This window comes from Flavobacterium sp. 9 (genome assembly GCF_002754195.1).
Lineage (GTDB): Bacteria > Bacteroidota > Bacteroidia > Flavobacteriales > Flavobacteriaceae > Flavobacterium.
In genome coordinates, this window is record NZ_PEEU01000001.1 from 4,880,548 (window position 1) to 4,905,196 (window position 24,649).

The window sequence follows — 24,649 nt, forward strand, 5'->3', positions numbered from 1 at the left end:
TTTTTTGCCACAGATTGAATGGATTAAAAAGGATTTTTTTAGTAAATACTTAAAGCCATTTTTTGAAGACAAAAAAAATCGAGTTAATTCGTGAAATTCGTGGCAAAAATAAATTACTGCACAACAGCAGTAAATTCAATTTCAACTAAATATTCAGGAGCAACCAATTTACTGATTTCATAAAATCCGGTTGTTGGTTTTACATCTTTAAAAAACGCTGAGTGCGCTCTTGCTACATCTTCAAAAGTAGAAATGTTGGTTGTAAAGATTCTGGTTCTGATCACATCTTTCATTCCAACATTTAAATCTTCTAAAACTTTTTCAACACGTTCCAGGATGTTATAGGTTTGAGCATAAGCGTCGTCCGCCTTTACTTTATCGCCATCAACAATAGCCACAGTTCCTGAAACTTCAATAATATTGCCAATTCTTACTGCACGACAATATCCCATTTTGTCCTCCCAAGGTGATCCTGTTAAGATGTTTTCTCTTTTCATTTTTTAAGTTTTTTTGAATTTGTTTTAGCATTTTTAAAAACAAATTCCGGTTCGTTAATTTTGCTGCAATTTATAAAATATGCAGATGAAAAGGAATTATCTTAGACTGAAATCATTTCGTAAATCATTCTTTTTTGTGATATTTTGAGTATAGATTTTATTTTCAGTAGATACTTAGAAAAAAAATATTTAACACATAGATACATAGGTTTTTTGTATTCAAAAAGTGATGCAAAAAAGAAACACGTTTCTTCACACATGGAGCTATGTGTATTAATGTTTAGTGAAACGTCTTTTTTACAACATCAAAAGCTATGTTTCTATGTGTTAAAATTAGCTTGAAGAAAGTTTTTCATTTATTCGATTTGATGCTGTTCATAAAGGCGGAGTTTATTTTGCGTCGTCGTAAGATTTTGTTGCAAAGTTTCGATTTTGTCCAGTAAATTGGCAATGACATCAATCCCTTCAATGTTGATTTTAAGATCATAATGAAGGCGAATCATTTTCTCGACAGCAGGCAATTGTTCCGGTTGTAAATATTCATCTTCTTCAAGAACAATAATTTGCACTAAACCATAATTATGCAATTCCGTTATAAAAGTATTTTCGATTTCGTGATACACACAAAACTGTTTTATTTGAATTAAGTTTTTACTATTCATGACTTCTTAATTTAGCTAATTCCTGAAATAATTCTTTTTCTTTTTGAGATAATTTAGTCGGAAGTTTTAAAGTATAAGTGATGTATAAATCCCCAAACTGACTCTCTTTTTTATACACGGGAAAACCTTTTCCTTTCAGTTTAACCTTAGTTCCGGGTTGTGTTTCGGCAGGAACTTTTATTTTTACTTTTCCATCGAAAGTATTCACGAAAATTTCTCCGCCTAAAATTGCCGTGTACAAATCCAGATCAACATCGGCATATAAATTATTGCCTTCACGTTTAAAATCAGAATTATTATCAATTAAAAAAGTAATGTATAAATCTCCATTTGGGCCTCCATTTGCGCCGGGAGCGCCATGATTTGGAATCTTTATAATTTGCCCGTTTTCAACTCCCGCCGGAATTGTAATTCGGATATTTTTGCCGTTTACAGTTAAGTTTTGTTTGTGCGTTGTATAAGCCGATGCGAGATCTAATTGCAATTCAGCATTAAAATCCTGCCCTCGGTATTTAGCCTGACTTCTGGAACTTCTTCCCGCAGAACCATACATAGAATTAAAGAATTCAGAAAAATCACTTCCTGAAAAATCTCCTCCGCCAAAATCAGTATAACTTTGATTTCCGCCTTGTTGTTGTCTCGTATACTGTTGCTGGTTAGGATCGTAGCCTGCTTTTTCAAACTCATCAGCATGTTTCCAGTCCTTTCCGTATTTATCATATTTTTTACGATTTTCAGGATTGCTCAAAACCTCATTAGCCTCATTTATCTCCTTGAATTTTTTCTCAGCCTCTTTGTCATTCGGGTTTAAATCCGGATGATATTTTCGAGCCATTTTTCGATAAGCCTTCTTAATTTCAGCTTCAGTCGCTGATTTTGTGATTTCCAATACTTTATAATAGTCGATATAATCCATTTTATAAGATTTTATTAAAGAAATTAAAGTCTTGAAGTTAGGAATAAGTTGGTAATTATCAAAATTTTATATTTTTTAAATAAGGAACTTAATATATAATGCTAATTGTTTGTTTTTAATATAATTCTTACAAATATATTTTCTTATACATAGAATATTGTCTATAATTGTAAAAAAATAAATATAGACTATTGTCTATTTCTTTAAGGCAATTAAAAGATGATAAAGAAACCACAACAATAAATATTTTATAATTATGAGAAACTTATCTTTTTTTAAATCGACGCTTAGTTATGTTCTTTTATTGAGTATGTCAATTTTATTAGTAAACTGTAGTTCAAGCAGTAATGATGATGATTATGTGCCATCGAATGCCAATACATTTAATGTGGAGGATTTTGCTTTAACCTATACACCACAAAAATTATACGGTGATTATCTTGTAATTGCTTTTAATGTAAAAAACACTTCTAAAACATCTTATTCGAAATATGAGCAAGGAAATTTCACGGTGAAGTTTACGGCTAAAACTACTGATGGCGAAATTTTTCAGAGAACTACATATGTAGAATATGTTGAGGCAGGAGTTACATATACAGATAGTGTGCACCTTTCTTATACTGTTGGTAAAACATTAGATCTTACGACATTGACCGCGGTTATTGTTAGGGATTAGTTTAGTATTTGGACTGAAATTTAAGTAATTTTTTTTATGTATTTTTTATTTTTTTTCAGTAATCCGACTTGTGAAAATAAGTCGGATTTTGTTGTTTTTACTATAATTATGATTGAATAAAATTCAGTGTGATAATCTTTTTGGCAGGTTTTTTGATTCCAAAAATTAGCCTAATATATTGTTATAATACTCTTAAAGTTGTAGCCCGTAATTAAATTATGCTATTTTTGTGATGCTATACTTAGATTTTATAAAAACTATAAAAGCCGATTCGATAAATACTTTTTCAATGAAGCACATTTTATTTTTCATACTACTTTTTACAGCTGTAACGGTATCAGCACAAACTGAATTTGGAACAAAATTCAAGCCTATCGCTGCTCCAAAATTTAGTGCAAAACCTAAGAAAACACCCATTCCTCAAATAAAAGATCCTCAGGCAGACAATAGCGATATTCCGAGTATTAAAACGCCAAATGTTTTTGATAATACAAGTATTACTCCAAAATCTCAATTGCAGGTGGGACAGGAAAAGAGCAAATTTACGATGTCTACTGAAACTGATTTTGCAAATCCCGGAGATCGTTATGTTGCAAAAATGGAGAAGGATTTAGACAAAGCTCTTAAAGATGCCGGATTGCGTGAAGGTCGTGGAGAACTTGTTAAGAAAAATATTTCGCTTGGTGAATTTAAAACCAAGTCAAATTATTTTATTGTAAAGTTCCGTGATTTTGGCGCTATCGATGGCGATTTGGTTAGAGTATCTTCAAACGATATGGTGATCAGAGATCAGATATTTTTAGATTCTAATTTTAAAGATGTAAAAATCGTGCTTTCAAATGGCTTTAATAAATTAGATTTTGAAGCGTTAAACATTGGTTCTTTAGGTGGAAACACTGCAGAAATTCAGGTTTATGACGATAAAGGACAATTAGTTACCAATGATTATTGGAACAATCTTGCCGCTGGATTCAAAGCTTCGATTATTGTTACTAAAGAATAGTAATATACTACAAGATTTTTTTCATGCAGATTAAGCAGATTCTAATTTTTTAATCTGTTTAATCCTTTTAATCGGTGGCTTTTATTTAAAAACACATAGAAACATAGATCAACTATGTGTTTTATAAATAAGTGAAACGCCTCTTTTAAATAATCAAAAGCTATGTTTCTATGTGTTATAAAATTACACACAGGATTTATTAGTTTTCCAAATTACTTGCTTTTCCCTGACCTGTTTCTTTAAGCATTAAACTTACCAAAATAGCGATCGAAATTCCGATAATCCAAAATAAACCTGCTTGCTGAAAATGCAATGCTTTATCTGTAGTATCCTGAAGTGTTTTTCCAAACAAATTACTGAATAACGGACTTAGAAGCGTTGTTACTCCAAAGGTTATGAAGTTGATGGCTCCGGTTGCGCTTCCTTTTACGTTATCCGGATTTGCTTCTTTGATTATTGAATACGGAATCATCGCTGCGCCGGAAGCAACTCCCAATAAAAACATACTGATTTTTGTGGGAAGTAAATCCGGGAAATACAACAACTGCACTAAACTTGCAATCATTAAAAGCGCACCAAATATTAAAACAGGTTTTCGTCTGTTTATTTTATCGGTAATATAACCTAATAACGGACATCCAAATACCCAACCGAAAGCTACCATTGCGCTTGAAATCGTTGCGGTATGAAAATCAAAAGCGCGATCTTTTTGGAAAAAATCAACTGCCCAAGTCATCGCAAAAATAGTTGTTGGTGCAAATAATAATCCCGAAACAATACCGCACAACCACGATTGCGGATTGCTAAATACAATTTTATAAGGATTGAGTAAACTTTGTTTCTTGGTGTTCGCTTCTGTTTTGGGTTCGGTTTGGTTTGCCGGAGTTATAAACCAAAGTCCAAAGGCTACGATAATAGTAAAGATTCCAATTGACAACCAAAAAGTAGTAATGTCCATTCCTTTTTCGATCAAAGGTCCTACAACAAATTGTCCGGCAGAACCGCCAAGCATTCCTAAACATTGCGTAAAACCTATTGCTGTTGCCAATGATTTTGCCGAGAATCCTTTGCTCGCAAGATACACACAACCAGGAAAAGCAAAAGCACAACCGGCACCTTGAAATAGTCGGCCAACGACTCCACTAAACTGACTTGAAATAAGGAATAATAAACAGCCAATTCCTAAAATAAGTGCTCCGGTAAAAAGGGAATATTTTGCTCCAAATCGATCCAAAGCAATTCCTGCAATCAAGCTACAAGTAGAATACGTGTAATAATAAGTCCCGACAATTTCGACTAATCTGATTTCGTTAACCGAAAAATTTTGAGAAAGTTCCGGAAACATTACCGCCGGAGCAGAACGAATTACATAATCCAAAAAATAGAAAACTAAACCAAATACCCACGCAATAACATAGTATTTGCTATACGATTTATTACTGTTTATATCCATAAGTAATTTTTATTTAAGCCTAAGTATGTAAAAGTAAACGAACACGAATTGCACGAATTAGCACAGATTTTAAAGTTTAGCTTATTCTGTGAAATTAATTGCACGAAAGAATTAGTGTTAATTCGTGCAATTCGTGTTTAGATACCTTCTTTTAGATGTTTGTAATTTGATTTAATAGTATCTATAACTTCTTCCATTTTGCCGCCAAGCATTAATCTGGTCATTGATTTTGTCATACCAATTACTTGTTTCCATTCGACTGTTGGTGGCATTGCAAGCGCATTCGGATTCGTAAAAATATTCAGTAAAACGGGACCATTATGTCGAAATGCATTTTCAATTGCGGTTTCAACTTCTTCGGGTTTGTGAACATTTATACCTTGAAAACCCATCGCCTGTGCAATCAAACCAAAGTCAGGATTTACCATATCGGTTTCGTTATCGGGTAAACCGTTAACTTCCATTTCGAGTTTTACCATTCCCAAAGCACGATTATTAAAAACAATAATTTTGACGGGAATATTATATTGATTTATAGTAGCTAAATCTCCCAAAAGCATCGATAATCCGCCATCGCCACACATTGCGATAACTTGTTTTTCAGGATGTGCAAGTGCTGCTCCAATCGCCATTGGCATTGCATTTGCCATTGATCCGTGATTAAAAGAACCTAGCATTTTTCGTTCTCCCGTTCCTTTAATAAAACGAGCGCCCCAAACACAAGTCATTCCGGTATCAACCGTAAAAATGGCGTCTTTATTGGCCAATTTATCAATAATATGCGCCACATATTCCGGCTGAATTGTGTCTTCGCCGCCATTATCATCAATATAAGTATTCATGTTTTCTTTTACACTGGCGTATGATTTAAGTTGCGCTTGTAGAAAACTATCATCCGTTTTGGTTTCCAGAAGCGGCAATAAAGCTTCAATTGTATCGGCTACATCGCCACATAATCCCATATAAAGATTGGCTCTTCGGCCTAAACGTTCAGAACTTGTATCAATCTGGATAATTTTATTGTCTGTAGGCATGAATTTATCATACGGAAAATCTGTTCCCAGCAATAAAACTAAATGTGATTCGTGCATACTATGATATGCCGAAGGTTGTCCGAGTAAACCTGTCATTCCTATTTCATTAGGATTATTGGGCTGAATACTCATTTTTCCTCTAAAAGAATATCCTACAGGAGCTTTTATATGTTGAGATAATTGTACGACCTGATCGTGTGCTTTTTCGGCGCCAATTCCGCAGAATAAAGTGATTTTGGAACTTTCGTTTATAGCCTTTGCTAAATGTTGTAATTCCTGATCTGAAGGTCTGATTACAGGATTACAGTGAAAAAACTGAGTAGAAATATTGCTTTCAACCGCTTTTAATTCCGAAACATCACCCGGTAAACCAATCACGGCAACACCTTTTTTGCCTAAAGCATGCTGAATAGCAGTTTGTATAATTCGGGGCGCTTGCTCCGCCGTCATAATCATCTGATTGTAACAACTGCAATCGTCGAAAAGCTTAAGAGTATTGGTTTCCTGGAAATAATCCATTCCCATTTCGCCCGTATTAATTGTAGATGCAATTGCTAATAAAGGCACTTGTGAACGATGTGCATCATACAAACCATTAATTAAATGCACGTGTCCGGGACCGCAACTTCCGGCACAAACAGCAAAACCGTCCAATTCGGCTTCGGCAGCAGCGGCGTAGGCTCCAACTTCTTCATGCCTAACATGAATCCATTTTATTTTTCCGTTTCTGCGTATCGCATCATTAAAATAATTTAAACTATCGCCAGTCACCGCATAAACGCGTTTTACTCCGGCTTCTACCAACATTTCAACTAATTGTTCTGCAACTATTTTACTCATGGATTATATTTTTAAAATTAATATTCAGATAGTATAAACATTGGTTATAGTTTACTTTCTTAATAATTACATTTTAAGATACACTGGTTATGATGTAAAAGCGGTTTTTGGTATGGGTTTATAAATTTAGTAAAAAAAATCTTTTTTTTTGAGGTTCAAAGGGACAAAGGTTCAAAGGGACAAAGGTTCAAAGGGACAAAGGTTCAAAGGGACAAAGGTTTTTTTTGAAGGTTCTGAGATTCTAAGCTACTATTCCGAGGCTTCGGGCAATGCCATTAAGTTAATATATCTTAGATTCTGTTCCATCGGAACACCTCATTGGTAGAAAAAAAAATGCATCGTGAGAAACATCGTCCCATTGGGACGTTTGATAAATTGTATATGTAATCTGCATATGTTTTTACCAAATATTATTTATAAAATCAAACGTTCCAACGGAACGTGAAAAAATGCCGTATTTATTGAACTACCAATGAAATGTTCCGATGGAACAAAAAAAGTGATGAGATATTATCCTTAACAAATTGTTCCATTGGATTTTTCCTTAACTTGATAAGATTGGGTTTCGGGACTAAGGTTTTCTTTTTGGGGAAAGACAGAAAAAAGGTTCAAAGGAACAAAGTTTTTACACTTCATATACCTTTGAACCTTTGTTTTTTAAGAATCGAAAATTCTAGTTTTTTAACTTAGAACCTTAGCAACTCAGAACCTCAGAACCTTTTTTAAAACGGATCCGCAGTCACTTTAAACTTCATATCTGCCTTAACAGTTACATCTTTCGTAAGTGTTTCTTTTAAGGTAACCTGAGTTCTGATTTTATATTTATCGGATTTAATATATTGGTCTAATTTTTTATCGGTACAAATTAAATCGATCATATTCGTTGTTTCGTTGATATTGTCTTGATAAGCCAATTCTATTTCATCAGAATCGGTAGTTGAAATAAACAAGTGAATCGATTTTAAAAACGTAAAGGTTTTATCTGCCGGATTTGTGATCGTCAATTTAAGCGATTTCAGTTTTACATCTTTCACCAAACTAGCTTTGGTTTTGTTGTTTGCAAATTCAGCTGATGAATTTGTAGTAACGTCAGGCGTAATAATTTCTGACGGCAAATTGATTGGAAAAGTACTTTTTATCTGAATCGAAGCTTGATTCGAAATTGTAAAAGTCAATAAGTCGTCGACCGCACTACAAGAATTTAAAAATACAGCTAAAAAAAGAATAAGGGCAATTGATTTTGATTTCATAAAATGGGTTTTCTCTAAATACGGATTTTTTTGAAGAGTGGATTTTTTCTTTTGAGGTTCAAAGTTACAAAGGTTCAAAGGAACAAAGTTTTTTTTTGAAGGTACTAAGTTTCTAAGGTGCTAAGTAACTAAGTTTTTTTTGACGATCCAACACCTTAGAAGCTTAGTAACTTAGAAACTTAGAACCTATATAGAAAAAAAATAAAAATCCATTTTTCATTTTGGAATATAAAAAGTATTTTTGCGCATGCAACACAACGTACTTATTTTAGATTTCGGATCGCAATATACACAGCTTATTGCGCGTAGAGTTCGCGAATTAAATATATTCTGCGAAATTTTCCCTTACAATCACTTTCCTAGTGATTTATCACCTTATAAAGCCGTAATTTTAGGAGGAAGCCCATTTTCTGTTCGTGCAGAAGATGCTCCACATCCTGATTTATCTCAAATTCGAGGCAAGCTTCCAATGTTGGCAGTTTGTTACGGAGCACAATACTTAGCACATTTTAGTGGAGGTGAAGTAGCAGCTTCGAACACCAGAGAATATGGTAGAGCTAATTTATCTTATATTAAGGAGAACGAAGTTTTCTTTAATGGAGTTTCAGAAAACAGTCAGGTTTGGATGAGCCATAGCGATAGTATCAAAGCTTTGCCAACAAATGCTGTAAAATTAGCAAGCACGCATGACGTAGAATATGCAGCTTACAAAATTGAAGGCGAAACAACTTATGCAATTCAGTATCACCCAGAAGTTTTCCATTCTACAGATGGATCAAAAATGCTGAAAAACTTTTTAGTAGACATTGCTGAAGTTCCTCAAAATTTTACACCAAATGCTTTCGTAGAAGAAATGGTGGCAGAATTGAAAGAGAAAGTAGGAAATGATAAAGTAGTTTTAGGATTGTCAGGCGGAGTAGATTCTACTGTAGCGGCAGTTTTATTACACCAGGCAATTGGAAAAAACTTATACTGTATTTTCGTAAATAACGGTTTACTTCGTAAAAACGAATTCCAAAATGTATTAGATCAATACAAAGGAATGGGATTGAACGTAAAAGGAGTAGATGCAGGAGATCGTTTCCTTGGCGAGTTAGCCGGAATCAGTGATCCTGAAACAAAACGTAAAACAATTGGTCGTGTATTTATCGAAGTTTTTGATGATGAATCACACTTAATCGAAGACGTAAAATGGTTGGCGCAAGGAACTATTTATCCTGACGTAATCGAATCAGTTTCGGTAAAAGGACCATCGGCAACAATTAAATCTCACCATAATGTAGGTGGATTGCCGGATTATATGAAATTAAAAATTGTAGAACCACTTAGAATGTTGTTTAAAGACGAAGTTCGTAGAGTTGGAGCTACTTTAGGAATAGATCCTGAATTATTAGGAAGACACCCTTTCCCGGGGCCAGGATTATCAATCAGAATTTTAGGAGATATTACTCCTGAGAAAGTTCAGATTTTGCAAGATGTTGACGCTGTTTTCATCGACGGATTAAAATCTTGGGGATTATATGACAAAGTTTGGCAAGCTGGAGCAATTTTGCTTCCGGTAAACAGTGTTGGTGTAATGGGAGATGAGCGTACATACGAAAAAGTAGTAGCGCTTAGAGCCGTAGAATCAACAGATGGTATGACTGCTGACTGGGTTCATTTACCGTATGATTTCTTGATGAAAGTGTCAAATGACATTATAAATAAAGTAAAAGGCGTGAACCGTGTGGTTTACGACATAAGCTCAAAACCACCTGCAACAATTGAGTGGGAATAGTATTGTTTTTCAAATTAAGGCGTTACATTTGTAATGCCTTAATTTTTTAAACCTACTAATTATGAGAGAGTTTTTAACGATTTCTCTTGTGTTTATTTTGTCTTTTAACAAAATAACTGCGCAAGATTCAATTATTGAACACAAAATTCAAAAAGGAGAAACCGCTTATTTTATCGCCCAAAAATATAAGGTTTCGATTGACGAAATTTACAAACTCAACCCCGAAGCACAAAACGGAATCAAAGACAATCAGATTATCAGGATTCCTGTTCACGGTGAAGAAAAACAAAATCCTAACCAACAAATTACTCATATTGTTGGAGCAAAAGAAACGCTTTTTGGCTTGTCGAAACAATACAATGTTTCTGTAGAAGCGCTACAAAATGCAAATCCAATTCTTGCCAACGGACTTCAGATTGGTCAGGAATTAATTATTCCGCAGAACCCTGCAAATATTTCCAAAACAGAAAGTACAGCTTCGTCAAAAGTGACACATCAGGTTGTAGCCAAAGAATCTTTGTTTAGCATTGCGAGACAATACAATGTTTCTGTACAGGATTTAGAAAATCAAAATAAAGATATTCTTCAAAATGGTTTGCAAATTGGTCAGACGATTGTAATTCCAAACAAACGAAAAACTTTAGACGGAAGAGTTCGTGTAATTAATCAGGAAACTATTTTTCATGTGGTCGAGCCAAAGGAAACCAAATTCTCGATTGCCAAAAAATACGGAATTTCAATCGATCAGTTAGAATCTCAAAATCCTGAAATTGTAAACGGATTAATTGTTGGCAATAAATTAGCCATTAATACCAAAGAAGTTAAACCCACAAATGAAAGTGAAGAATTGATGTTGGCTCTTGCCGAAAAACAAGTTGTGGTCGAAAAAGGAAAAGCCAAAACGGTTGAAATTGATGATCTAAAAGACAGATTGGTGGTTCAGAAAGAAATGAATCAGAAGATTATAAAGATTAATGATCTTAAAGTTAATCTAAATGATATGAATGGTTCCAAAGAAAATTCAGTTGAGAAATTACGTTTGGTTCTGGAAGCCAATAAAAATGTGCAGGATATTTTAATGGCAAAATTAGATTCATTAGTTAATACAATGAACAATGATTTGATCGATTTAAAACGAATGGATGTTTTGAATATCGACCAATCAAAACGTCTGGAAAAACAATCGTATGAAAGCATCGGAAAAACAAGTGAATTATCTTCTCAACTAAAGAAAGAATTAGCTGAAAACCGAAAAGCTTACGCCGGATTAATGAATAAAGTAGAAAGAATTGCTGTTGAAGAAAATCAGGAATACAAGAAGAAAATCCGCGAAAGCGAGAAAAATACTGCTTCAACTTCTTTACAACAACGACTTTCATTAGAAGAAATTAAACGTTATAAAATAGAGCAGGAGCAAGGTGATGCACAAAATCAGCTTTTGATTGCAAAAATAGATTCCTTAGATACTCAGAAAAAAATTGAAGTAAAGCGTCATATTAGTAAAGCTTCGTTTTATAGTATGGAAGCCAGAAAATTTGATGATAAACTAGCTTTGGTAAAATTGAAAAAGTATCAGGATCAAGCGGTTAAAAATCAAAGTAAAAATGCTTCCGCCGAAGCTGCAAAAACAATTTCGCTGGAAGAAATGAAGCAGGAATTAAAGGAAAATCCTCTTAAAAATGACAAAACAATAAAGGTTGAAGTTTTTGATAATCTTAAAGAAGTTTCAAACGGCTATTACTTAGTTTTAGGTATATTTACAGACGCGACGCTAAGAGATAAGCTCATTATGAAACTCATTGATTCTGGTGATTTTAACGCTAGTTTCTTCTTTAATATCAACAGTCTTTCGTATTATGTTTATTCGGATAAGTTCGAAAATATGGAAGAAGTGCTCTATCAATGCAAGAAAAAAGAAGAAGTTGAGTTATATAAAGAGATCGTTATTGCTAAGTTAGAAATTGATCTTAGACAATAATTAGCGCAAAATTAACAAGTGGCAAGAATCTTGTTTTAAAGAGAAATTAGTAACTTGTTTTTGAATTAGAAATTAAATTGTTTTAAGCCCTATTATGAAATATTATTCAACATTATTGTCTCTGGTTTTTTTTGTTACGTGTAATGCTTTTTCCCAAGAAAAGGTAGTTAAATACACGGTTTCAAGTGGAGAATCGATAAACCAGATTGCCGTAAAATTTAAGGTTACGCCTTACGATATTTATGCACTAAATCCGGATGCCAGAAATGGAGTAAAACCAAATACGGTTTTGTTAATTCCAACAAATGGTGCAAAAACTTCTGTTGCTAAAACAGAAGAAAAAGCAGTTAAAAAAACTGCGGGTAAGAATCCAACTACGCACGAGGTACAGCCTAAAGAAACCTTATTTGGGATTGAAAAAAAATATGATATTACCGATGAAGCTTTAAAAGCAGCAAATCCTTTTTTAGTAAAAGATGGTTTGCAAATTGGACAAACATTGGTAATTCCTGCAAAAGGATCAACAGCAAAAACAGCGGCTACAACTACTTCAGCTGCAGCTAATAAAACTGTAAAATCTGTTGCACAGGAAAAGTATGTATATCATGATGTTGTAGCAAAAGAAACTAAGTTTTCGATTGCAAAAAAATACAATACAACAGTTGAAGATCTGGAAAAACGCAATCCTGAAATCGTTTCAAGTTTGCCTGTTGGATATCGTGTTACTATAAAAGGAACAGCTCCAAAAACGGAAACTCCTGCTCAAACAGTTACAAATGTTGCAAAACCAGTTGAAACTAAAAAAGGGGCAGAGACTTCTAAAAAAGCAACTTCTTATATGGAATATCAGGTAAAACCTAAAGAGACTTTTTATAGTTTAGGAAGAACTTTTCATATCTCGCAAGAAGAGTTAACGCAATTAAATCCTGCACTTTCTGAAGGTGTAAAAGAAGGAATGGTTCTAAAAGTTCCTGCTGGATATTTAGCGCCACAACCAATTATTCCTCAGGAAAAACCTGCTGAAAAACCAACTGAAAAAGCAACTGAAGTAGCGATTGACAAATCAACTGAAAGTACTGCTGGTATTAAAATAGTAGATAAAGTGAAATCTGAAACTGTTTCTGCAAATCCAGAAGTAGTAGAGTTGACTAAAAAAAGAGGTCAGAATGAACGTAAAAAATTAGTTTTGTTATTGCCATTTAATCTGGCAAAAATGCAATATGATACTACAAGTACGGCTAACAGAATCAAAAATGACAAGTTCCTTAATATGACTCTTGATTTTTATTCGGGAGCTATGATGGCAATAGATTCAGCTAAAACGTTGAAATTGCCAATTGATGTTTCGATTTATGATTCTCAGGAAACTAAAAGTTCTTCGAATATTGCAAGTTTAATTGCTCAAAATAAATTGCAGGATGCAAATGCTGTGATCGGACCATTTTATCAAAGTAATGCCGAAGCTACAGCAAATGCATTGCGTTCTTACGAAGTTCCTGTGATTTCACCATTATCAAAAGATTCGGCGAATCCAATTGAAAATTTATATCAGACAATTCCATCGAATGACGTTGTTAGAAATGCCATTTTTGACTATATGCGTTCTAAAAATGGAAATATCGTTGCGGTTGTAGATAAGAAAAAAGAATCTGTGATTAATTACATCAAACAAAACCAAAAAGGGGTTGTATTTGCTGCCTTGACAGAAACTGGCGGTTTGGATGTTGCTAATTTAAAAAGCTCATTATTGCCAAACCGAATGAATTATGTCGTGATGGAAACGGGTAATACTGCAATGGTTAAAACTACTATTAAAGCATTGCTTGATGCTCAAAAAACATGTCAGGTTCAATTGGTGATTTTAGAGCCAAACAGCACACTTGATACAGATGAAATTAGTTTTGATAATTTGGTAAAACTAAAATTAATGTATCCTTCTGTAACTCGTGAAAGCGATGAAGCGGGAGTTTTAATTTTCGAAAAACAATATAGATTGAAAAATAAAGTAAACCCAAATACTTATGCAACTCGCGGATTTGATGTTACTTTTGATGCGATGATGCGTTTGGTACAAGGAAAAACATATCAGGAAACAGCAGATTTAATGACAACGGAACAAGTTGATAATAAGTTTCAATTTTATAAAAAAGAAGATGGCGGACACGCAAACAAAGGTGTTTACATTTTATATTACGATAGCGATTTAACTTTAAAAGTAGCAAATTAATGACATCAAAAGTAACCTATTTAGGCGATTTAAGAACAAGCTCAATTCATGTACAATCAGGAAGCGAAATTATTTCTGATGCACCACTTGATAATAACGGAAAAGGTGAAGCTTTTTCTCCAACAGATACTGTTGCCAATGCTTTGGCAAGCTGCATGATGACTATTATGGGAATCAAAGCACGCGATTTGAATGTGAATTTCGTTGGCTCAACTGCCGAAGTAACTAAAATTATGAATGCTGAACCAAGAAGAATTGGAGCAATCGAAATTGTTTTTGATATGCAAGGTGTTGAAGACGAAAAAAGCAGAACAATTCTTGAACGTGCCGGAATGACTTGCCCGGTATTCTTGAGTTTGAGTTCAGAAATTGATAAACGAATTACTTTTAACTGGAAGTAATTTCGAAATTAATAAAACAAAAAAGCCATCCGATAATCGGGTGGCTTTTTTTTGTTCTTTGCGCAAATTTAAACACAATATTGTCATTTCGACGAAGGAGAAATCTTCGCGAGAAGCTCGACAAAGATTAGATTTTCGTTGCGGAGTTACTTGCGAAGATTTCTCCTTCGTCGAAATGACAAAACCTTTGCGCCTTTGCGTCTTTGCGAGATTAATTTTGTTTTGTAAAAGCTTAATTTATTGTCCCTTCTCCGGCTTTAAATCTTCCAGAATTGGCGTACTTATAGTTTTCACTTCTTTTTGCATCACTTCATTTTTTTGTTCGAAAATCATAATGCTGTTTTTACCTTTTTTAAGCCAACAACCTGGCAAGTATAAAGTTTGTTGCGGACCAACGCTCCAATAACGTCCAATATTGATTCCGTTTACAAAAACGATTCCTTTGCCAAAATCGCGCATATCCAGAAAAGTGTCTCCGGTTTTACTAAGCTCAAAAGTTCCCTGATATAAAGTAGGACGATTTATTTTACCTGAATTTTTATAAGCTTCCAGATTTGGTTCCTGCGACATTGGTAATTGATACATTTTCCAATCTCCGGTAATTGTTTCACCGTTTATAATAACTGGACTTATGATTCCTTTATTATTAGCGTTAATTTGAGAACCATAATTAATACGTCCCATGTTTTCGACTAAAATGTCTAAAGTTGCATTAAAAGGAACTTCGATTTCGCAATCGTATTTATTATAATAACGGTTTAACTCAGCAACTTTTTTTCCGTTTACATAGACGATTGCATAATCACGTAATCCGTTTAATTCCAATTTTCCGCTTATTGGCTGCGTAAATCTTTTGCTGTACCAAACATAACCGTCACCTTGATTTAATTGTTCAAATGTTTGCGGATTATCGTTTATAACGGGCGTGATTTTAGATTTTACATCGGCAAGATCAACGATTTTTGTCAGCGCTATATTCGGAATTGTAATTACAGGCATTTTCTCCGGAACTGCTGGAGTTTCCTTTGTTTTTAGTAATTCTCTTAAAGCATTATATTTTGGCGTTGCCCAACCAGCTTCACTAATTGGAGCATCATAATCATAAGAAGTCATATCAGGCTGAATATCGTGTTCTTTGTCATAATTTGCGCCCGATGTAAAACCAAAATTAGTTCCGCCATGAACCATATAATAATTGAAAGAAACCTGATTGTCCAGATATTTTTTTGTTAGTTGAGCAGTTTCTTCCGGAGTTTGCGTCGGGAAAGGTTCTGCCCAATGATCTAGCCAACCCGGATAAAATTCGGCAACCATATAAGGACCTTTTCCATTGTTGAATTGATCGACTACTTTTTTTAGTTTAGTGATATCACTTTCGCCATTTGCAGTTGGTAATGCACCTGGTAAAGCGCCTCCTTCAAACAACCAACTTCCGTCTGAGGTAAAAAACGGAACTTCAAAACCAATATCTTTTAATTGTTGAAATACGGCTGCACTGTATTTTTTATGTTCGTCAAGCGGAATATCTTTGCGTTGCGCTACATAAGAACCAAATTCGTTTTCGCCCTGAACCATAATAATTGGACCGCCTTTGGTAATTTGCAAATCTTTGACTTGTTTGTATAATTCAGTAAAATAAGCTTTTGTCGCAGCCAAATATTCTTTGTTGTTTCCGCGAATAACCATATTTGGAACGTTTTGTAAAAACCACGGATAACCGCCAAATTCCCATTCGGCACAAACATATGGACCTGGACGCAAGATTACGAATAAACCTTCTTCTTGCGCTGTTTTAATATATTCAGCTAAGTTTTTATTTCCGGTTTTAAAATCCCAAACTCCCGGAGCGATTTCATGATAATTCCAGAATACATAAGTTGCAACAGCATTTAATCCCATAGCTTTCATCATTTTTAAACGGTGACGCCAATAAGGTTGCGGAATACGAGAATAATGCATTTCTCCGGAATGAATTTGAACTGGTTTTCCGTTCAATAAAAAATTCCCTTCGCTAATAGCGAAAGTTTGCTTTTTTTGGGCTGAAGTAATCGAAATCGTGAAGATTGAAAATAGAAGTATAAAGTATATTTTTTTCATTTTAATTTTTCATTTTGAAATGTAATTAAATGAGCAAGAGAGCACCATGACTTGCTCTCCTGCTTCCTTTTCAACTAACCAATATAAAAATATTTATTCTGAAAACTCTAATTTTTGTAATTTTTTCCATCCGCCACGAGTAAAATCGGGAATTTCTACCGGAACAGAACCTTTATCAAGGGAAATTTCTGTCAAAGGACCAAGACAAGACCATTCGGCAAGATCATAAACATCCATATCAAGCGGAAGTCCTTTTTGCAAACAGTGAATCAAACGATAATCCATAACGAAATCCATTCCGCCATGACCGCCTACTTTTTTGGCTTGCTCTTCGATATTTTTTACAATTGGATGTTTGTATTTTTCCATCAAAGCTTTTTTAACTTCTTCAGGAACAAATGAATGTGCGCTTAATTTTTCGTGATTTGGTTTTACGTCATCACCTAATGCTGCACCGTCTAAAGCATAACCTTCTAACGGATATTTGTTTGCAAAACCTTTTGTACCACTTAATTGATACATTCTGCTATACGGACGAGGAGAAGTTACATCATGCTGAATTTGAATTGTTTTTCCGTTTTCAGTACGAATCATTGTCATTGTGTGATCTCCATTTCTAAAATCTTTAATTTCTACACCAGATTTTTCTTTGATATAAGCAGGATTTCCAACCGCTTTTGTATCCATAGAAACCAAGAAATTCATTTTGTCACCACGGTGAATATTCAAAGCCTGACAAGCGGGACCCATTCCGTGTGTAGCATAAACATCACCACGATGTTTGATGTTGTAATCCATTCTCCAGTTGTTCCAGTATTCGCCCCAAAAAGGTTGTAAACCGTGGATATAAGATCCTTCGGCGTGAAGAATTTCGCCAAATAAACCTTGTTGCGCCATGTTTAATGTCGTTAATTCGAAGAAATCATAAACGCAATTTTCAAGCTGCATACAATGTTTTCTGGTTTTCTCAGAAGTATCAATTAAATCCCAAATTTCTTTCATTGTTAAAGCTCCGGGAACTTCTATAGCAACGTGTTTTCCGTCTTTCATTGCCTGAACACCAATTAAGGCATGATGTTTCCAATCTGTGGCAACGTAAACTAAATCAACATTTGGTAAAGCGGTAACTTTTCTCCAGGCGTTTTCGTCTCCAAAAAATTCTTGTGCTTTTGGAAGTCCTGCTTTAGTCAAAATTTCATTTGCCGATTGTGTATTTTTTTCTAACATATCACAAAGCGCCACAATTTCGACTCCCGGAATATGTGTCATACGCTCGACTGCTCCCGGACCGCGCATTCCAAGTCCGATAAAAGCAACGCGAACAGTTGGAATGGGGTCTGTAGCCAAACGCAAAACATCTTGTTGATCTTTTGGACGTGAAGGCGTTTTGGTTTTAATCATTTGAGCCGATGCAATCATTCCTCCAAATAAAATAAAAGCGACTAATGTAAATTTTAAAAATCTGGTTTTCATAGTTAATTTTGGTTTTGAAATCAATTTATTAAGGTAATTTGCTAAAATCGATTTCTGGTTTTTTATTGTTTAATGGTCTGGTAAAAATGGTTTTAGGTGTTGTATAATCGTTAAAGAATCCGCCGTCTTTTAGATAGAAAGAACCCTTTTCAAGTCCGCCGGCAAAATCCATTCTGTATTCTTTTGTACCGGTATTATCTGTTGTAAAACGTACCGAATTAATTTCTGACCAATTTCCTTTATCATCACATATCCATTGATTATTGAATAAAACTTTGCATGATAAATCGCCTTGTTCAGGAACAAAATTTTCTAAAAACGAATGAAATCTTTTTAAGTAAGTATTGGTTTGCGGACGGTTGAAACTCGCAATTAAAATCCATTTTTTCAATTCGGGAGCAAAAAAATACGCGGTGTAATTGGTGCTGTTATTGTTTTGAGGAATTCCGTGAAGCAAGAATTTATAAGTTGTTCCGGCTTTCCAATTGTATTTCAAATAACTCTGACCGCCAGAACCTTCACTTCCAAATTCACCTGTATGAACGTTTTCGCCTTTTTTTAGCATTTTAATTTTTTGCGTTTCCGGAATACTTTTCGGATCATCTGTCTCAAACGGACTCCAGACTGAGAATAAAATTCTTCGTTCTGTAGCTGAGTTTACCTGAATTCCAAAATAGCCTTCGCCAAAACCATTTGCCATGAAATACGAACCTATTTTATCTTCATTTTCAGGAACCGTAACTTCGTTATAATACCATTCGGCGTTTGTAGTTTCCGGAATCTGATAATTTAAGTGTACAGATGGTCCGCGGCGTCCCCAATGATAAAAATTACCTTCATTATTTGGAACATAAGAAATTTTGCCATCGTAATCTTCACTCGAAATCGTCAAGCGATTCAGGGACGGAAATTGACTTCCTGTTTTACTAATTCCTTTTATTTTAACGGCAACATAACCTTCTTTGCTGATTGTCCAGCTTCCAACGGTTATTGCTTTTTTTGTAGTGTCGAATTTTACTTTTTTAGAAATTCCGTTAATCGAAAATTCCAATTCTGATTTTCCAAAAACTTCAACAGATTCTTCTACGGTAATTTGAAAAGTTCCCGCTTTATAAATTCTAAAATAAGCCGTAAAAACTTCTTTAGAGTCTGTCCAGTTTTCTATCCCATTTTCTGTAATTGTTGTGCTTCCGTCGATATGTTTAGAACTAAAAGCGTTTCCGGCAAGTGGAAGCGAAATTTTGGTTTTCGGATTTTCTATTTTGTTTTTTTCAATTGAAGGTATATTACCTTTTACAGGAGAAAAAGAAACCAATGCTGAAGCAAGAAATAAGTAAAATATGTTTTTCATTTGAATGATGTTTAGTTCCTTTTTTGAATTACCTCTCTAATGAACCAGATTAGAGAGGTTTCAAAAAACAAAAACCTAAATAAATTGTGGTTTTTAATGAAATTATATTGGCTTAAAAAACTTTAACTTTATTTATAAACTTGATAATCATTGGTTTATGAATAAAATTATAACAAATAAACGTCTGATGACTTTTTATTGTTTAACGAAACTATCGAATATATTTTGATTAACCAAGAAAAAACATAAAAAATGTGCTCGAACACACTAATTTTGTGTTCTCGAGCACATTTTATAAGGGCTGACGTAATTTAAACTGAAAAACGTTGTTTTTTGATAAAGACAAAACGATATAAAATGATAAACCCGACAGGTTTTTATCCCGAGGTTTCGGGACTGTCGGGTTTAATTTGCACACACATAACCACAATATTGTCATTGCGAGGAACGAAGCAACCACACTAACAAAAATCACTACTTAAATTCTGCAAATGAGATTGCTTCGTTCCTCGCAAAGACCAATCTTTGTCGATCTGCTATTGTCATTTCGATCCCGAAGCCTCGGGATCGAAATGACAGAATTAAATACACATAAGATTAATAATATATTCATTTCCAAATTCTGTAGAGGCGCACAGCAGTGCGTCTCGCGCAAAGAATATCCGCATTAAAAAAACATACTGAACGAAAGACGCACTGCTGTGCGCCTCTACGATGAAACCTTTGTAACTTTGAATCTTTAAAAAAGCTCCTCAATTAAATCGCCAATCTTTGTCGATCTGCTAGTGTGATTTCTCCTCCGTCGAAATGACAAACTTGGTGTTTTTTAGCCCCGATAGAAGTGGAAATCCTTTTGTGGCGGTCCCGAGGCTTCGGGAGCCACAAAAGATTGTAACGGATAGCGGGATTAGCTCCTGAAAAAAAATCGTTTATCATAGAAATCGAAATGACAAAAAATATGGAAAGACAAGCGTATTTCATAATGCAGAAAACCCGACAGGTTTTTAAAAACTTGTCGGGTTTAGGAATATTTTTTAGTTATAATTTCTGAAATAACCTCTCTAATAAAGTAAATCAGAGAGGTCTTCAAAAAGACATAATATTTAAAAATTACTAATTATAAAATCATGTTTTTTAACTATTTATAACTGCGTTTTATTTTTGACTGTTTAATCTTTTGACTAAAGGCGCTACATGTTGTTTAGTATCATCATCTAATGTCGATAAGGCTTTGTCAGCTTCATCTGGAGCATATTTAGATAAACCAGAAATTCCGCCTGCGATCACATTATAAGATTGGTTTTTAATGCTTTCCTCCATTAATCCTTTATAAGAAGCATCGCCTGTTCTGGCCAATTTTACAAGTGCAGCAGTTCTTACAATAGTCTTTTTATCATTTTTTGCAAGGTTAAGCAAAGTTTTAATTGCTGCATCTTTAATTTGAGAATCTGTCAAATCAATTGCTTTTATACTCATTACACGCAAGTCGTCTTGTTGATCTTCTAAACCTGCCAAAAGTATAAGTTGTGCATCATGGCTTTTCTCTTTGCTTGCAAATTTTATAGCTTCAATTCTATTGTAATATGTTGGAACATTTTTGTATTGGAACAAATAATCTGATACTTTTTTGTTCTCGATTACCTGACCAACTAAAATTTTATCAGGATCAAGATCTACAAAAGTAGGTTGCGCGGGAACATCAAAACTGAAATTTTGCTCTCTTTGGTCGATCAAAATGTCTTTTCTGATTTTAGTTCCGTTTACATAAAAATCTACTTTTAATGGTAAACTAAAAGTTTGAGTCGAACTTGCTTGTGTTTGTTTTACTGCAATTGTAGCTTTTCCGTCTGCATATCCGTATTCAACATTCAAAATAGGATTTCCTCCTTGATAATACCATTGGTTAAAGTATGGACTCCAGTCTTTTCCGGTAACTTCTTCCATCGCTAAACGCAATTGGTGTGTTTCTCCGGATTTGTAAGCATTTGTAGTTAAATAGCGGTTTAATGATTTGAAAAACGCTTCGTCTCCCATTTGATTTTTTGCCGCATACAATATAATCGAACCTTTTGAATAGCTGATATTGTCAAACATATCTTCTTTGTCTTTGTAATAAAAACGTGCCAAAGGCGGGCTAATACCATCTTTTGAAGAACGTAAACAGTTTTGTAATTTCTCATAACGAGATCTGTCTTCTGCGTCTTGTCCGGCATCGTGACCGTGCCAGATTACTTCTCCAAAAGTGGCAAAAGATTCGTTCATTGTCAAGTTTGACCACGATTCAGCTGTTACATAATCTCCAAACCATTGGTGAAAAAGTTCGTGAGCAATTGTACTTTCCTGATTATCGTCTAATAATTCTCTTTCTGTTTTTTGTACATATTCACCGTGCAAAGTTGCCGATGTATTTTCCATTGCGCCTGAAACGTAATCTCTGGCAACAACCTGAGCATATTTTACCCAAGGATATTCTACACCTAAAGTTTTGCCGTAAAACTTCATCATATCCGGAGTTTTTCCAAAGATTTGTTTGGCATAAGGCGCATATTTTGGCTCCAGATAATAACTAACTTCTTTGCCGTTATAAGTGTCTTTGTAAATTTTAAAATCTCCAACAGCCATCATAAATAAATACGGAGAATGTGGTAAATCCATTTTCCAGGTATCTGTACGAGTACCATTTTTGTTGGCTTTTTGTGCTGTCAATTTTCCGTTTGATAAAGTCACATATTTTGACTCTACGGTCATTGCAATTTCAGAAGTTGTTTTCTGATTTGGTTTGTCAATTGTTGGAAACCAAGCCGAAGAAGCTTCAGTTTCTCCTTGTGTCCAAATCTGAATTGGTTTGTCGTCTTTTCCGTCAGGATTTATGAAATACAAACCTTTAGCATCTGTAATTGCGTTACTTCCTTTTACTTTTAATTGATCAGGTTTAGCGATATAATCGATGTAAACGACGTATTTTTCAGTGCTTTTATACTTTCTGTCCAGCGTAATAAAAACCTGTTCGTTGTCATATGTATATTTCAAAGGCGTTTTTTTAGCACCTTGAACTATAGCAATTTCTTTAAACTCCATTCCTTTCGCGTCAAGCGTAAGAGCATCAGTTTCGTAAAAATGAGGTTTTAAAGTAAGCCACGCTTTTCCGTTTAAATAGCGTTTTCCATAATCAAATGAAACATCGAGTTTTGTATGCATTAAATCGTGAACTTTTAGTGCGGTAACTCTGTAAGTCGATGCTTCGTCTTTATTTTGGTCAGCATTTTGTGCCTCAATATTCTGACAAGCCAAAGTAACTAAGCTTAAAACAGTATATTTTAGAAATTTGTTATTCATTTTTTTGGTTTTATAATAATTGGGATAAATATATTTTAAAAATTTCAATTTTTGATTCGAAAATTAATCAATCAAGGTAGTAATATCTAAAACTGGTTTAGGATAATTTTTCGATTTTATTTCTTTTTTGCAATCCGTTACCATTTTTTCGGTCATATTATAGTGATATGCACCATAACAATCTCCATCGAAATTGCCTACATAAAAGAATCCGTACGCATCAAAAAAATCGGTTAAATCAACTTTACTGACTTCACATGCCGTTTTTATAAAATTGAGTTGATAAACAGCCGGGTTTTCATCTGCTTTTACTTTTTTTAGTTTATCAAATGCGTTGGCTTGTTTTCTAAAGGCTTCAAAAAGGTCAGGATAAAAATCAGGATTTTTGCCTGCTTTTTCGAAGTACAATTGCAGTTGCCAAAAAGGCACAAGCGGTTCAAAACTTCCACCCACTTTTAAATAACTTTCTTTTGTTTCGATAACTTTTTTTCTTGCAGAATCATAGTAGTTACCTTCTAAAAGACGAGATTTAATCCCTAATGATTTGATGACATACATTGTGAAAACATTATTGCTTACTTCACAAAGTCCTGCCCAACTAAAATAAGGTGTTAGTTGATGCACATGACCGGTTTCGTGGCTAAATCCCCATGCTGGATCTCCAGCGATTACTTTTGCCGGATCAAGTACCATTCCTAATGCATAACCAGATTTTCCGCCCATATAAGCGATTCCGTCTTCGTCTCTAAACATATAATAATTGTAGTTTACACGAGCCAAAATCCTATTGTTTGGGACAAGATTATATTTAATTAATCCCATAAGGCGATGTTGGCGATGGATCAAAGTGTCATAACAATTTAATAATTCCACACCTTTATTGTAAGCATATTTTTTTAAATCTGCTTTAGGATAAATGGTTTGAATATATTTTCCTCGGGCATCTATCATTGGATAAATACTGTTGTCCAGAAGTTTATTCCAATCTTCATTTTTTTGTTTTCCTGAATCAAAATATCCATTTATTTCGGCATCAATAAAGTGAATTTTAATTGCGTTTTCCTTTTTAGGTTCTTCAGAATAATAATTGATGTAAGCCAATCCACCAAAGTCTTTTACATCTATAATGTTTACGCCATTTTTTAACGGATATGTTTTCTTTTCAATTCCCCAATTAGGATCTTTATCAGGTTCCATTCCTGCAGGCGGTTGTCTGTTCCAATTTGGAATAACTAAATCGACAGTTTTATTTTTAGCAATATTATCTACCAGAATTACGTGTTTTCCCAAGGGTAAATAAATACCCGTAATGTTTTCATATTTACTATATCCATCACCAATAGATAATTTTTTTCCTAAAGCTGTTGGCGATAAATAAGCGTTGTAAGTAGCTAATCTATAATTGAAATCATATTCACCTTTAAGCATTTGTAGGGCTGCATCATGAATTTCCTTATTTTTAATCTTATCTAATTCTTGTTGTTTTATGTTCTTTTTTAATTTCGTGGCTAAATTATCTTTAAAAAAAGCTAAATCTTCTTTTATAGGAATTGAGTCTATAGAATTTTGTGCGTAACCATTACCTTTTGAAAGGAAAAATAAAATGCAAAGTAAAACAAGTTGTTTCATTCGTGTTGGTTTTTATTAGTTATAGTTAATTTAGTTCGTAATCGATTCT

At 34.1% G+C, this 24,649-nt stretch carries 17 protein-coding genes; 6 read left to right on the top strand and 11 right to left on the bottom strand.

Features of this window, described 5'->3' with window-relative positions:
* Window positions 1-113 precede the first annotated feature (113 nt).
* The 3 genes from CLU81_RS20345 to CLU81_RS20355 form a co-directional block, all read right to left on the bottom strand.
* Window positions 114-497 (bottom strand): RidA family protein, encoded by a 384-nt coding sequence (locus CLU81_RS20345; protein WP_099711471.1) that lies wholly within the window; start codon window positions 495-497, stop codon window positions 114-116.
* Window positions 498-853: 356 nt separating this feature from the next.
* Window positions 854-1,159, bottom strand: coding sequence for a chaperone modulator CbpM (locus CLU81_RS20350; protein ID WP_099711472.1), 306 nt, complete (start codon window positions 1,157-1,159; stop codon window positions 854-856).
* Window positions 1,152-2,075, bottom strand: coding sequence for a DnaJ C-terminal domain-containing protein (locus tag CLU81_RS20355; RefSeq protein WP_099711473.1), 924 nt, complete (start codon window positions 2,073-2,075; stop codon window positions 1,152-1,154). Before CLU81_RS20355 ends, CLU81_RS20350 begins: the two co-directional genes overlap by 8 nt.
* Window positions 2,076-2,331: 256 nt before the next feature.
* On the opposite strand from CLU81_RS20355, the gene CLU81_RS20360 reads away from it, so the two are divergent.
* Together CLU81_RS20360 and CLU81_RS20365 are read left to right on the top strand one after the other, a co-directional pair.
* Window positions 2,332-2,751 carry a hypothetical protein gene (locus CLU81_RS20360; protein ID WP_144444534.1) on the top strand — a complete coding sequence of 140 codons (420 nt, stop codon included), beginning with the start codon at window positions 2,332-2,334 and terminating at the stop codon, window positions 2,749-2,751.
* Between the two features lie 289 nt (window positions 2,752-3,040).
* Window positions 3,041-3,754, top strand: a complete 714-nt coding sequence (locus CLU81_RS20365) for a hypothetical protein (protein ID WP_099712819.1) — start codon at window positions 3,041-3,043, stop codon at window positions 3,752-3,754.
* Between the two features lie 199 nt (window positions 3,755-3,953).
* On the opposite strand, the gene CLU81_RS20370 is transcribed toward CLU81_RS20365, so the two are convergent.
* From CLU81_RS20370 to CLU81_RS20380, 3 genes are all read right to left on the bottom strand, one after another.
* On the bottom strand, window positions 3,954-5,207 hold the full coding sequence (locus tag CLU81_RS20370) for an MFS transporter (protein ID WP_099711475.1): 1,254 nt from the start codon (window positions 5,205-5,207) through the stop codon (window positions 3,954-3,956).
* A gap of 137 nt (window positions 5,208-5,344) precedes the next feature.
* Window positions 5,345-7,081 (bottom strand): thiamine pyrophosphate-dependent enzyme, encoded by a 1,737-nt coding sequence (locus CLU81_RS20375; protein ID WP_099711476.1) that lies wholly within the window; start codon window positions 7,079-7,081, stop codon window positions 5,345-5,347.
* Between the two features lie 722 nt (window positions 7,082-7,803).
* The gene (locus CLU81_RS20380) at window positions 7,804-8,331 is read right to left on the bottom strand and encodes a hypothetical protein (RefSeq protein ID WP_099711477.1); all 528 of its coding nucleotides are present in this window, start codon (window positions 8,329-8,331) and stop codon (window positions 7,804-7,806) included.
* A gap of 247 nt (window positions 8,332-8,578) precedes the next feature.
* Here CLU81_RS20380 and guaA point away from each other — a divergent pair, with 247 nt between their 5' ends.
* The 4 genes from guaA to CLU81_RS20400 all read left to right on the top strand — a co-directional run bounded on the left by guaA (window position 8,579) and on the right by CLU81_RS20400 (window position 14,714).
* Complete coding sequence (gene guaA / locus CLU81_RS20385) at window positions 8,579-10,108, top strand: glutamine-hydrolyzing GMP synthase (protein ID WP_099711478.1); 1,530 nt, start codon at window positions 8,579-8,581, stop codon at window positions 10,106-10,108.
* Between the two features lie 61 nt (window positions 10,109-10,169).
* Window positions 10,170-12,086, top strand: coding sequence for a LysM peptidoglycan-binding domain-containing protein (locus tag CLU81_RS20390; protein ID WP_099711479.1), 1,917 nt, complete (start codon window positions 10,170-10,172; stop codon window positions 12,084-12,086).
* A 94-nt stretch (window positions 12,087-12,180) separates the two neighbouring features.
* A complete protein-coding gene (locus tag CLU81_RS20395) occupies window positions 12,181-14,313 on the top strand; it encodes a LysM peptidoglycan-binding domain-containing protein (protein WP_099711480.1) in 2,133 nt (710 codons plus the stop codon).
* On the top strand, window positions 14,313-14,714 hold the full coding sequence (locus CLU81_RS20400) for an OsmC family protein (protein ID WP_099711481.1): 402 nt from the start codon (window positions 14,313-14,315) through the stop codon (window positions 14,712-14,714). Before CLU81_RS20395 ends, CLU81_RS20400 begins: the two co-directional genes overlap by 1 nt.
* Before the next feature lie 237 nt (window positions 14,715-14,951).
* Here the strand turns inward: CLU81_RS20400 and CLU81_RS20405 are convergent, their stop codons facing one another.
* From CLU81_RS20405 to CLU81_RS20425, 5 genes are all read right to left on the bottom strand, one after another.
* Complete coding sequence (locus tag CLU81_RS20405) at window positions 14,952-16,811, bottom strand: beta-galactosidase family protein (RefSeq protein ID WP_099711482.1); 1,860 nt, start codon at window positions 16,809-16,811, stop codon at window positions 14,952-14,954.
* Between the two features lie 93 nt (window positions 16,812-16,904).
* The gene (locus CLU81_RS20410; RefSeq protein WP_233209783.1) at window positions 16,905-18,230 is read right to left on the bottom strand and encodes a Gfo/Idh/MocA family protein; all 1,326 of its coding nucleotides are present in this window, start codon (window positions 18,228-18,230) and stop codon (window positions 16,905-16,907) included.
* 82 nt (window positions 18,231-18,312) lie between these two features.
* Window positions 18,313-19,635: a DUF3472 domain-containing protein gene (locus CLU81_RS20415; protein ID WP_099711483.1), complete on the bottom strand. Its 1,323-nt coding sequence runs from the start codon at window positions 19,633-19,635 to the stop codon at window positions 18,313-18,315.
* A 1,155-nt stretch (window positions 19,636-20,790) separates the two neighbouring features.
* Window positions 20,791-22,971, bottom strand: coding sequence for a M1 family metallopeptidase (locus CLU81_RS20420; protein ID WP_099712821.1), 2,181 nt, complete (start codon window positions 22,969-22,971; stop codon window positions 20,791-20,793).
* Between the two features lie 63 nt (window positions 22,972-23,034).
* Window positions 23,035-24,600, bottom strand: coding sequence for a M60 family metallopeptidase (locus CLU81_RS20425; protein ID WP_099711484.1), 1,566 nt, complete (start codon window positions 24,598-24,600; stop codon window positions 23,035-23,037).
* Window positions 24,601-24,649: the final 49 nt, after the last annotated feature.

Bases quoted from the DNA above. Each gene is read 5' to 3' on its own strand.
- CLU81_RS20345 (WP_099711471.1), bottom strand. From the start codon at position 497: ATGAAAAGAGAAAACATCTTAACAGGATCACCTTGGGAGGACAAAATG.
- CLU81_RS20350 (WP_099711472.1), bottom strand. From the start codon at position 1,159: ATGAATAGTAAAAACTTAATTCAAATAAAACAGTTTTGTGTGTATCAC.
- CLU81_RS20355 (WP_099711473.1), bottom strand. From the start codon at position 2,075: ATGGATTATATCGACTATTATAAAGTATTGGAAATCACAAAATCAGCG.
- CLU81_RS20360 (WP_144444534.1), top strand. From the start codon at position 2,332: ATGAGAAACTTATCTTTTTTTAAATCGACGCTTAGTTATGTTCTTTTA.
- CLU81_RS20365 (WP_099712819.1), top strand. From the start codon at position 3,041: ATGAAGCACATTTTATTTTTCATACTACTTTTTACAGCTGTAACGGTA.
- CLU81_RS20370 (WP_099711475.1), bottom strand. From the start codon at position 5,207: ATGGATATAAACAGTAATAAATCGTATAGCAAATACTATGTTATTGCG.
- CLU81_RS20375 (WP_099711476.1), bottom strand. From the start codon at position 7,081: ATGAGTAAAATAGTTGCAGAACAATTAGTTGAAATGTTGGTAGAAGCC.
- CLU81_RS20380 (WP_099711477.1), bottom strand. From the start codon at position 8,331: ATGAAATCAAAATCAATTGCCCTTATTCTTTTTTTAGCTGTATTTTTA.
- guaA (WP_099711478.1), top strand. From the start codon at position 8,579: ATGCAACACAACGTACTTATTTTAGATTTCGGATCGCAATATACACAG.
- CLU81_RS20390 (WP_099711479.1), top strand. From the start codon at position 10,170: ATGAGAGAGTTTTTAACGATTTCTCTTGTGTTTATTTTGTCTTTTAAC.
- CLU81_RS20395 (WP_099711480.1), top strand. From the start codon at position 12,181: ATGAAATATTATTCAACATTATTGTCTCTGGTTTTTTTTGTTACGTGT.
- CLU81_RS20400 (WP_099711481.1), top strand. From the start codon at position 14,313: ATGACATCAAAAGTAACCTATTTAGGCGATTTAAGAACAAGCTCAATT.
- CLU81_RS20405 (WP_099711482.1), bottom strand. From the start codon at position 16,811: ATGAAAAAAATATACTTTATACTTCTATTTTCAATCTTCACGATTTCG.
- CLU81_RS20410 (WP_233209783.1), bottom strand. From the start codon at position 18,230: ATGATTGCATCGGCTCAAATGATTAAAACCAAAACGCCTTCACGTCCA.
- CLU81_RS20415 (WP_099711483.1), bottom strand. From the start codon at position 19,635: ATGAAAAACATATTTTACTTATTTCTTGCTTCAGCATTGGTTTCTTTT.
- CLU81_RS20420 (WP_099712821.1), bottom strand. From the start codon at position 22,971: ATGAATAACAAATTTCTAAAATATACTGTTTTAAGCTTAGTTACTTTG.
- CLU81_RS20425 (WP_099711484.1), bottom strand. From the start codon at position 24,600: ATGAAACAACTTGTTTTACTTTGCATTTTATTTTTCCTTTCAAAAGGT.